An 8,279-nucleotide genomic window follows, 5' to 3' on the forward strand; every position below is an offset into this window, starting at 1 on the left:
TGCCAAGGCGCCGGAAGGGCCGCCGCACGGTGTCCGCCGGTACCGGCCCGCGGATTCGACGCGCGATTGGCGCCGGCTGTTCCCCGCGATGCGGTAAAATCCCGCCATCGCGAATCCGGCGCACCGTGCGCCGCCCGAAACGGAAGATCCAGCCATGCCGTACCAGTCCGACGTCACGCAGTTCCTGAACCAGCTCAAGCAGCAGAAGCCGACGCTCGAGGAAGAGCAGCGCAAGGGCCGTTCCCTTCTGTGGGACAAGCAGCCGATCGATCTCGAAGAGCGCGCCGAGCAGCAGGAATCGCGCGTGAAGCAAACGTCGTACGTCTACTACCAGAACTTCTGACGACGTGAGCGCCGCCGACGAGGCCAGCGCCGCCCGGCAGGACGACGCGATCGCCGCGCCCGCGGGCGCCGATTCGACGCCCGACACGGTCGACGGTGTCGCGGCGTTCGCTCGCCTGTACGGCGAGCCGCTCTTCAAGCTGCCGCAGGATCTCTACATCCCGCCCGACGCGCTCGAGGTGTTCCTCGAAACGTTCGAAGGCCCGCTGGACCTGCTGCTGTACCTGATCCGCAAGCAGAACTTCAACGTGCTCGACATCCCGATGGCGCAGGTCACCGCGCAATATCTGGGCTACGTCGACCAGATCCGCGCGTCGAACCTCGAGCTCGCGGCCGAGTACCTGCTGATGGCCGCGATGCTGATCGAGATCAAGTCGCGGATGCTGCTGCCGGTGAAGAAGGCCGACACCGGCGAGGAAGCCGAGGATCCGCGCGCCGAACTCGTGCGCCGGCTGCTCGAATACGAGCAGATGAAGCTCGCCGCGCAGCGGCTCGATCAGTTGCCGCAGCTCGGCCGTGATTTCCTGCGCGCCGAGGTGTACATCGAGCAAAGCGTCACGCCGCGCTTTCCCGACGTGAATTCGGACGACTTGCGCGCCGCGTGGGCCGATGTGCTCAAGCGCGCGAAGCTCGTGCAGCACCACAAGATCTCCCGCGAGGAGCTGTCGGTGCGCGAACACATGAGCCTGATCCTGCGCCGGCTGCAGAACGCGCGCTTCATGGAGTTCGCCGACCTGTTCGACACGTCGCGCGGCGTACCGGTCGTCGTCGTGAATTTCATCGCGATGCTCGAACTCGCGCGCGAATCGCTGCTCGAAATCACGCAGGCCGAGCCGTTCGCGCCGATCTACGTGCGCCTCGCGTACCTGCCCGCGTAAGGTCTTCCCTCAGCCGTTTCCCCGCTCCGCGGTTCATCCCGACGCTCGCGGCTTCGCCGCGGCGGACGGCCGTCCGGCGGGTGTCCGGCACGCCCCACTATAAAGTGAACGATCGTTCTTTTATCGATGCGTCGCGCGGCCAAATCCTCTACAATCCGCCGACGTCCGATGCGCCGCCCGCGCGCCGGCGTTCTCCGCTTCGACCCCGACGCCGCTGCCGCGGCGTCAACGCGCGCCTGCGCGAGGAACCCGCTACCCGATCATGAAAGTCATCAGCTCGATCCAGGAACTGCGCGACCAGCTGCGCGGACAGAACCGCACGGCGTTCGTGCCGACGATGGGCAACCTGCACGAAGGGCACCTGTCGCTGATGCGCCTCGCGCGCCAGCACGGCGACCCGGTCGTGGCGAGCATCTTCGTCAACCGGCTGCAATTCGGCCCGAACGAGGATTTCGACAAGTACCCGCGCACGCTCCAGGACGATATCGAGAAGCTGCAGCAGAACAACGTATACGTGCTGTTCGCGCCGACCGAGCGCGACATGTACCCTGAGCCGCAGGAGTATCGCGTGCTGCCGCCGGACGATCTCGGCGGGATTCTCGAAGGCGAGTTCCGGCCCGGCTTCTTCGCCGGCGTGTGCACGGTCGTCACGAAGCTGATGTCCTGCGTGCAGCCGCGCGTCGCCGTGTTCGGCAAGAAGGATTACCAGCAGCTGATGATCGTGCGCCGGATGTGCCAGCAGCTCGCGCTGCCGGTCGAGATCATCGCGGCCGAGACCGTGCGCGACGAGGACGGCCTCGCGCTGTCGTCGCGCAACCGCTACCTGACGACCGACGAGCGCAAGGAAGCGCCGGAACTGGCGAAAACGCTGCAGCGCGTGCGCGACAGCGTGCTCGGCGGCGAACGCGACCTCGGCAAGCTCGAGCAGCACGCGCACACGCACCTGGCCGAACGCGGCTGGGTGCCCGACTACATCGCGATCCGCCGCCGCGCGAACCTGATCGCGCCGAGCGCCGCCGAACTCGAGGCCGGCGAGCCGCTCGTCGTGCTCGCGGCCGCGAAGCTCGGCGCGACGCGCCTCATCGACAACCTGGAAATCTGACGGCCGGCCCGCCCGCGCCCCTCACGACGCATCACGGAGACACCATGCAGCGCCACATGCTCAAATCGAAGATCCATCGTGCGGCGGTCACGCACTGCGAACTGCACTACGAAGGTTCGTGCGCGATCGACGAAGACCTGCTCGAAGCGGCGGGCCTGATCGAAAACGAACGGATCGACATCTGGAACATCAACAACGGCGAGCGCTTCTCGACGTACGCGATCAAGGGCGAGCGCGGCAGCGGGATGATCTCGCTGAACGGCTCGGCCGCGCGCCGCGCGCAGCTCGGCGACCTCGTGATCATCGCCGCGTTCGCGATGGTCGACGAAGCCGAGCTGCAGGCCGGCTGGAAGCCGAAGCTGGTGTTCATCGACGACGGCAACAAGATCAAGGGCCACCGCGATCACGTGCCGACGCAGAACTGGACGTAAGCCGAGCGGCACGCCCGCGTGCCGTGGCGCGGGCCACCCGCGCAGCGCCGCTGGTCGCCGAAGGGCCGGACACCGTACACCACGGTTCCGGCCCTTTCTCATTGGGTGTCGCGCCGGCAAGACGGCCGGATGGCCGGCCGCTCAGGAAGCCTTGGCGGCCTTCTCGGCCTTCGGCACGCGGCGCTCGGCCCATTCGACGATCGGCCGCCACTGCTCGAGATCCTTCTCGACCCGGCTTTTCGCGACGTCCCACAGCGTCAGGCCGTGCGCGGCGATCTGCACGTAGTTCTGCGTGTCGCGCACGTAGCCGAGCACCGGCAGGCCCAGCCCCTCGACGAACCGGTGCAACTGGTCGGACGAGCGCGTGCGCGCGTCGACCCGCATCCCGACGATCCCGACCTCGACGCTGCCCTTGCGCACGGCCTTCTCGCCGGCGAGGCGCTCCAGAAACTGCTGGGTCGCGAGAATATCGAACATCGACGGCTGCAGCGGCACGATCACCTTGTCGGCCAGTTGCAGCGCGACGTTGAGCCGCGTGCCGTGCAGGCCGGCCGGCGTATCGATCACCGCATATTCCAGCCCGCGCGGCGGCTTCGACGGCGCCTCCGGATCGAGCTCCCACGCCTCGATCGCCGGCAAGCCGGCCGGCCGCAGGTCGAGCCACGCATGCGCGGACTGCTGCCGGTCCAGGTCGGCCAGTGCGACCCACGCGCCCTGCGCCGCGAAATAGCCGGCTAAGTTGGTGGACAGCGTGCTCTTGCCCACGCCGCCCTTCGGATTCGCCACCACGATGACCGTCATGAATTCCCCCGAAAAAGCCGCGCGGCGCCGGCCGCATGGCAGGCGCCGCTCGATTGCGGATACAGGGAGCGATGATATCGGCAAACGGGGTGTCACCGGAACCGGTCACGCCGAACCGCGTGCCGCTTTCGTCTGCTTTCCTTCACGTCATGCGCGCTGGACCGCGGCCTCCCGCGCGCCGAGCGCGAACGCGCCGCCGCCCAGCAGGGCCTGCACGGCCAGCGTGACGGCCCAGAACGCCGGATATTCCCAGCCGCCGTGCGGCGACGCGAAGCTCCAGCCGTTCGGCAGATGCGCGGCGACCGCGCCGAGCATGAACGGCAGCAGCACCAGCGCGGCGATGCGCACGCGGAACCCCGCGAGCAGCGCCAGGCCGCCCGCCAGTTCGACGAACGTGGTCAGGTAGGCGAGCCAGCCCGGCAGGCCGATCGACGCGAAGAACTGCGCGGTGCCGGGCAGCGTGAAAACAAAGACCTTCTGTGCGACGTGTGCGAGGTACAGCACGCCGAGGGCGACGCGCAGCAGCGTCGCGGCGAAATCGTTCAGGCGGTTGGCGTTCATGACGGAGTCCTTCGTGAGTGGATGGGAGTGGATCGCACTCTATTCGAATCGATTCGGCCGATAAACACGCCATACCGCTTAAATTGATTCCATCAAGGAACGAATCGACGCAAAAAAAGGGCATGACCGATCATGCCCTGCATCCCGCTCAGTAACCGCTCTTGCCTTGCGTGGCGTCGCCGCCGGACTGGCCGCCGCCCGGCGCATACGAATCGCACGCATGCGCCACCGCCGACACGCCCAGCAGCACCGCGAGCAGTACGCCCCACCACCGTCGCGCCCTCATCGTCGCCCTCCTTCGGGCGGACCTCCGCCCTCCTCTGTTGTACGCGATCGGGCGGAAAAAGCGAGGGCCGGCCTCAACGAAACTCGGCGTACAGCGCGTCGAGGTCGAGGTGCGCGGCGAACGTGTCGGCCAGCCGCTCCAGCGAAGCCTCGCGCAGCGCCGGGTAGTCGATGCGGGCCGCGCCGTCGAGCCCCGCCCACGCGAGCAGCGCCGCGCAGGCGTCGGGTGCGTCGAACAACCCGTGCACGTAGGTCGCGAGAATCTGGCCGTCGGCCGACAGCGCGCCGTCGGGACGCACGCCCTCCCGCGCGATATCGGCGGCCAGCATCAGCGCGGGCGTCTCGAGCGCCGGCCCGCGCGTGTCGCCCATGTGGATCTCGTAGCCGCGCACGGCGGCCGCGCCCGGCAGCGCGAGTTGCCCGGTCACGTTCTTCAGCGTCTTGTCGGGTTGCAGCGTCGTGTCGAAATCGAGCAGCCCGAGCCCCGGCACGCTGCCGGGCGCGCCTTCGAGGCCGAGCGGATCGTCGAGCGTGCGGCCGAGCATCTGCATGCCGCCGCAGATGCCGATCACCTTGCCGCCGTAGCGCAGATGGCGCCGGATCAGCGCGTCCCAGCCCGCATCGCGCAGCCACGCGAGGTCGCGCTGCACGCTCTTCGAACCGGGCAGGATCAGCAGATCGGCGTCGGGTACGGGGCCGCTCTTCCAATACGTGAATTCGACCTGCGGATGCGCGCGCAGCGGATCGAAATCGGTGTGGTTGCTGATGCGCGGCAGCGCGGGCACGACGACGCGCAACACGCCGGCATCGCTGCGAGCGGCGGCGCTGCGCGCCTGCGCGGGCAGCATGTCCTCCGCGTCGAGCAGCAGCCCGTGCAGATACGGCAGCACGCCGAACACCGGCTTGTCCGTCTGCGCGCGCAGCCAGTCGAGTCCCGGTTCGAGCAGCTTGAGGTCGCCGCGAAAGCGATTGATCACGAAGCCGCGCACGCGCGCGCGCTCGCTGTCCGACAGGCACGCGAGCGTGCCGACCAGATGCGCGAACACGCCGCCGCGATCGATGTCGGCGACGAGCACGACCGGACAGTCGACGCGCTCGGCAAAGCCCATGTTCGCGATGTCGCCTTCGCGCAGGTTGATCTCGGCCGGGCTGCCGGCGCCTTCGACGATCACCGTGTCGTACCCGGCGCGCAGGCGCGCATACGACTCGAGCACCGCATCGAACGCAACCGGCTTGTAGTCGTGATACGCGCGCGCGTCGAGGTTCATGCGCGCCTGGCCGTGAATGATCACCTGCGCGCCGCGGTCGCTCGTCGGCTTCAGCAGCACCGGATTGAAATCCGTATGCGGCGCGACGCCGGCGGCCAGCGCCTGCAACGCCTGTGCGCGGCCGATCTCGCCGCCGTCTGCCGTCACCGCGCTGTTGAGCGCCATGTTCTGCGGCTTGAACGGCGCCACGCGCGCGCCGCCGCGGCGCGCGAGGCGGCACAGGCCCGCGACGAGCGTGCTCTTGCCCGCGTCGGACGTCGTGCCCTGGATCATCAGCGTGCCGCGCGGCCGCGGCTCGGGTGCATTCATCGTGTGAAAGGTGTCGCGAAGCAAAGGCGGCATTATCGCCCGCGCCGGGTCGCCCGCGCCGTTACAATCACGCGATGATTCCGCACGACCTCACCTTCGTCCTCGGCGGCGCGCGCTCGGGCAAGAGCGCGCATGCCGAGCGGCTCGCCGCCGACAGCGGCCGCCCCGTCACCTACATCGCGACCGCGACCGCCGCCGATGCCGAATTCGCGCAGCGCATCGCGCATCACCGCGCGCGCCGGCCGGCCGACTGGGGCTTCGCCGACGCGAGCGTCGATCTCCCGGGCACGCTCGCGCGGCTCGACGATTCGCAGGCGTGCCTGCTCGTCGACTGCCTGACGCTGTGGCTCACCAACCTGCTGTGTCCCGCCGACGGCGAACCGCTCGACGATGCGCAGTACGCGGCGCAGGTCGAGCGGCTCGAACATGCGCTGCGCGGCGCGCGTGCCAAGGTGATCGTCGTCAGCAACGAGATCGGGCTCGGCGTCGTGCCGCTCGGGTCGGTCACGCGCCGCTACGTCGACGAGCTCGGGCGCCTGAACCAGCGCGTCGCCGCGCTCGCGACGCGCGTCACGCTGCTGGTCGCCGGGCTGCCGCTCGACCTCAAGGCAGGCGCGCCGTCATGCTGATGCTGTCGCTGCCCGTCGTCGCGATGCTCGCGGTCGCGGCCGCGATCGTCGACCGCGCCATCGGCGAGCCGGCCGGCTGGCATCCGCTCGTCGCGTTCGGCCGCTTCGCCGCGCGCATCGAAGCCGCACTGAACACGGGCCGGCGCGGCCGCGTAATCGGCGTCGCCGCGTGGCTCGCGGCGGTCGTGCCGCCGGTGGCCGTCGCGGCATGGCTCGTCGCCGTGCTGCCCTGGCCGTTCGCCGCAGCGCTGCACGTCGCGCTGCTGTGGTTCGCGCTCGGCGCGAAGAGCCTCGCCGACCACGTCGCGCCGATCGCCGCCGCGCTGCTGCGGCGCGACCTCGACGCGGCGCGCACGCTGACCGCGCGCATCGTGTCGCGCGACACGAGCCAGGCCGACGAAGGAGCGCTGTCGCGCGCGGCCGTCGAATCGGCGCTCGAGAACGGCAACGACGCGATCTTCGGCGCGCTCTTCTGGTTCGTCGTCGCGGGCGGCCCCGGCGCGCTGCTGTTCCGGCTCGCGAACACGCTCGACGCGATGTGGGGCTACCGCACGCCGCGCTTCCTGACTTTCGGCTGGGCCGCCGCGCGCATCGACGACGCGCTGAACTGGATTCCCGCGCGGCTCACCGCCGCGAGCTACGCGCTGCTCGGCGACACGGCAGCCGCGTGGCGCTGCTGGCGCACGCAGGCGCGCCACTGGGACAGCCCGAACGCGGGCCCCGTGATGGCCGCGGGCGCCGGCAGCCTGAACGTGCAGCTCGGCGGCCCGGCCGTCTATCACGGCGAAATCGAGGATCGCCCGGTGCTCGGCACCGGGGCCACGGCCACCGCCCTTCACATCGTCGCCGCGCTGTCGCTGGTCACGCGCACGCTCGCGCTGTGGCTCGCGCTGCTGGTCGCGAGCGGCGCACTCGTCATGGCCACCCATCATGTCTGATTCATCCATCGCGCACGGCGGCAACCTGCATGAAGCCGCCCGCCGCCACGGCATTCCGTACGACGCGTGGCTCGACCTGTCGACCGGCATCAATCCGGTCGGCTACCCGGTGCCGCCCGTGCCGGCCGACGCATGGCGCCGGCTGCCCGACGACGGCGACGGTCTCGCGGCCTGTGCCGCGCAGCACTACCACGCGCCCGATGCCGCGCACGTGCTGCCGGTTGCCGGCAGCCAGGCCGCGATCCGCGCGTTGCCCGCGTTGCTGCCGGCCGGCGACGCCGGCGTCGCGGCGCTCGCGTACGGCGAATACGCGCCCGCGTTCGCGCGCCACGGCCATCGCGTCGTCACGCTCGATATCCACGCCGATACGCTGCCCGCAACGCTGCGCCACATCATCGTCGGGAATCCGAATAATCCGACGGCCGAGTGCGTGCCGACCGCGCGCCTGCTCGGCTGGCATGCGCAACTGGCGGCACGCGGCGGCACGCTGATCGTCGACGAAGCGTTCGCCGATACGGGCGCCGCGCCCTCGCTCGCGCCGCGGGTCGATCGTCCGGGGCTCGTCGTGCTGCGCTCGGTCGGCAAGTTCTTCGGGCTTGCCGGCATTCGCGCGGGCTTCGTGCTCACGCATCCCGCGCTGATCGCCGCGCTGCGCGACACGCTCGGCGCGTGGACGGTCGGCGGCCCCGCGCGCCACGCGGTCGCCGCGGCGTTCGCCGATCGCGCATGGCAAGC

Annotated in this window: 11 protein-coding genes; 7 read left to right on the forward strand and 4 right to left on the reverse strand. The window is 70.0% G+C overall.

Annotated features, from left to right (window positions below; all coding sequences use genetic code 11):
- Positions 1-154: 154 nt before the first annotated feature.
- The 4 genes from JMF90_RS13290 to panD all read left to right on the forward strand — a co-directional run bounded on the left by JMF90_RS13290 (position 155) and on the right by panD (position 2,753).
- A complete protein-coding gene (locus JMF90_RS13290; protein WP_006478107.1) occupies positions 155-343 on the forward strand; it encodes a DUF3460 family protein in 189 nt (62 codons plus the stop codon).
- A gap of 4 nt (positions 344-347) precedes the next feature.
- Positions 348-1,220, forward strand: a complete 873-nt coding sequence (locus tag JMF90_RS13295) for a ScpA family protein (protein WP_006478106.1) — start codon at positions 348-350, stop codon at positions 1,218-1,220.
- 262 nt (positions 1,221-1,482) lie between these two features.
- Entirely contained in the window at positions 1,483-2,322 is an 840-nt protein-coding gene (gene panC / locus JMF90_RS13300; protein ID WP_011545961.1) for a pantoate--beta-alanine ligase, read from the forward strand.
- A gap of 44 nt (positions 2,323-2,366) precedes the next feature.
- Complete coding sequence (gene panD, locus JMF90_RS13305) at positions 2,367-2,753, forward strand: aspartate 1-decarboxylase (RefSeq protein ID WP_011545962.1); 387 nt, start codon at positions 2,367-2,369, stop codon at positions 2,751-2,753.
- Positions 2,754-2,894: 141 nt separating this feature from the next.
- On the opposite strand, the gene JMF90_RS13310 is transcribed toward panD, so the two are convergent.
- From JMF90_RS13310 to JMF90_RS13325, 4 genes are all read right to left on the reverse strand, one after another.
- A complete protein-coding gene (locus JMF90_RS13310) occupies positions 2,895-3,554 on the reverse strand; it encodes a ParA family protein (RefSeq protein WP_011545963.1) in 660 nt (219 codons plus the stop codon).
- 147 nt (positions 3,555-3,701) lie between these two features.
- The gene (locus tag JMF90_RS13315) at positions 3,702-4,115 is read right to left on the reverse strand and encodes a DoxX family protein (RefSeq protein ID WP_011545964.1); all 414 of its coding nucleotides are present in this window, start codon (positions 4,113-4,115) and stop codon (positions 3,702-3,704) included.
- Between the two features lie 148 nt (positions 4,116-4,263).
- On the reverse strand, positions 4,264-4,401 hold the full coding sequence (locus tag JMF90_RS13320) for a hypothetical protein (protein WP_164728347.1): 138 nt from the start codon (positions 4,399-4,401) through the stop codon (positions 4,264-4,266).
- A gap of 73 nt (positions 4,402-4,474) precedes the next feature.
- Positions 4,475-5,977 carry a cobyric acid synthase gene (locus JMF90_RS13325; protein ID WP_041489325.1) on the reverse strand — a complete coding sequence of 501 codons (1,503 nt, stop codon included), beginning with the start codon at positions 5,975-5,977 and terminating at the stop codon, positions 4,475-4,477.
- A 74-nt stretch (positions 5,978-6,051) separates the two neighbouring features.
- On the opposite strand from JMF90_RS13325, the gene cobU reads away from it, so the two are divergent.
- The 3 genes from cobU to JMF90_RS13340 all read left to right on the forward strand — a co-directional run.
- Positions 6,052-6,606 carry a bifunctional adenosylcobinamide kinase/adenosylcobinamide-phosphate guanylyltransferase gene (cobU, locus tag JMF90_RS13330; RefSeq protein WP_011545966.1) on the forward strand — a complete coding sequence of 185 codons (555 nt, stop codon included), beginning with the start codon at positions 6,052-6,054 and terminating at the stop codon, positions 6,604-6,606.
- Positions 6,600-7,544 carry an adenosylcobinamide-phosphate synthase CbiB gene (gene cbiB / locus JMF90_RS13335; protein WP_041489237.1) on the forward strand — a complete coding sequence of 315 codons (945 nt, stop codon included), beginning with the start codon at positions 6,600-6,602 and terminating at the stop codon, positions 7,542-7,544. Before cobU ends, cbiB begins: the two co-directional genes overlap by 7 nt.
- A partial coding sequence (locus tag JMF90_RS13340) for an aminotransferase class I/II-fold pyridoxal phosphate-dependent enzyme (protein ID WP_201325155.1) occupies positions 7,537-8,279 on the forward strand: 743 nt, incomplete at its 3' end. The genes cbiB and JMF90_RS13340, both read left to right, overlap by 8 nt.

It is taken from the genome of Burkholderia sp. E168m23, assembly GCF_016586125.1.
Classification (GTDB): Bacteria; Pseudomonadota; Gammaproteobacteria; order Burkholderiales; family Burkholderiaceae; genus Burkholderia; species Burkholderia orbicola.

Bases quoted from the DNA above. Each gene is read 5' to 3' on its own strand.
- JMF90_RS13290 (WP_006478107.1), top strand. From the start codon at position 155: ATGCCGTACCAGTCCGACGTCACGCAGTTCCTGAACCAGCTCAAGCAG.
- panC (WP_011545961.1), top strand. From the start codon at position 1,483: ATGAAAGTCATCAGCTCGATCCAGGAACTGCGCGACCAGCTGCGCGGA.
- panD (WP_011545962.1), top strand. From the start codon at position 2,367: ATGCAGCGCCACATGCTCAAATCGAAGATCCATCGTGCGGCGGTCACG.
- JMF90_RS13310 (WP_011545963.1), bottom strand. From the start codon at position 3,554: ATGACGGTCATCGTGGTGGCGAATCCGAAGGGCGGCGTGGGCAAGAGC.
- JMF90_RS13315 (WP_011545964.1), bottom strand. From the start codon at position 4,115: ATGAACGCCAACCGCCTGAACGATTTCGCCGCGACGCTGCTGCGCGTC.
- JMF90_RS13320 (WP_164728347.1), bottom strand. From the start codon at position 4,401: ATGAGGGCGCGACGGTGGTGGGGCGTACTGCTCGCGGTGCTGCTGGGC.
- JMF90_RS13325 (WP_041489325.1), bottom strand. From the start codon at position 5,977: ATGAATGCACCCGAGCCGCGGCCGCGCGGCACGCTGATGATCCAGGGC.
- cobU (WP_011545966.1), top strand. From the start codon at position 6,052: ATGATTCCGCACGACCTCACCTTCGTCCTCGGCGGCGCGCGCTCGGGC.
- cbiB (WP_041489237.1), top strand. From the start codon at position 6,600: ATGCTGATGCTGTCGCTGCCCGTCGTCGCGATGCTCGCGGTCGCGGCC.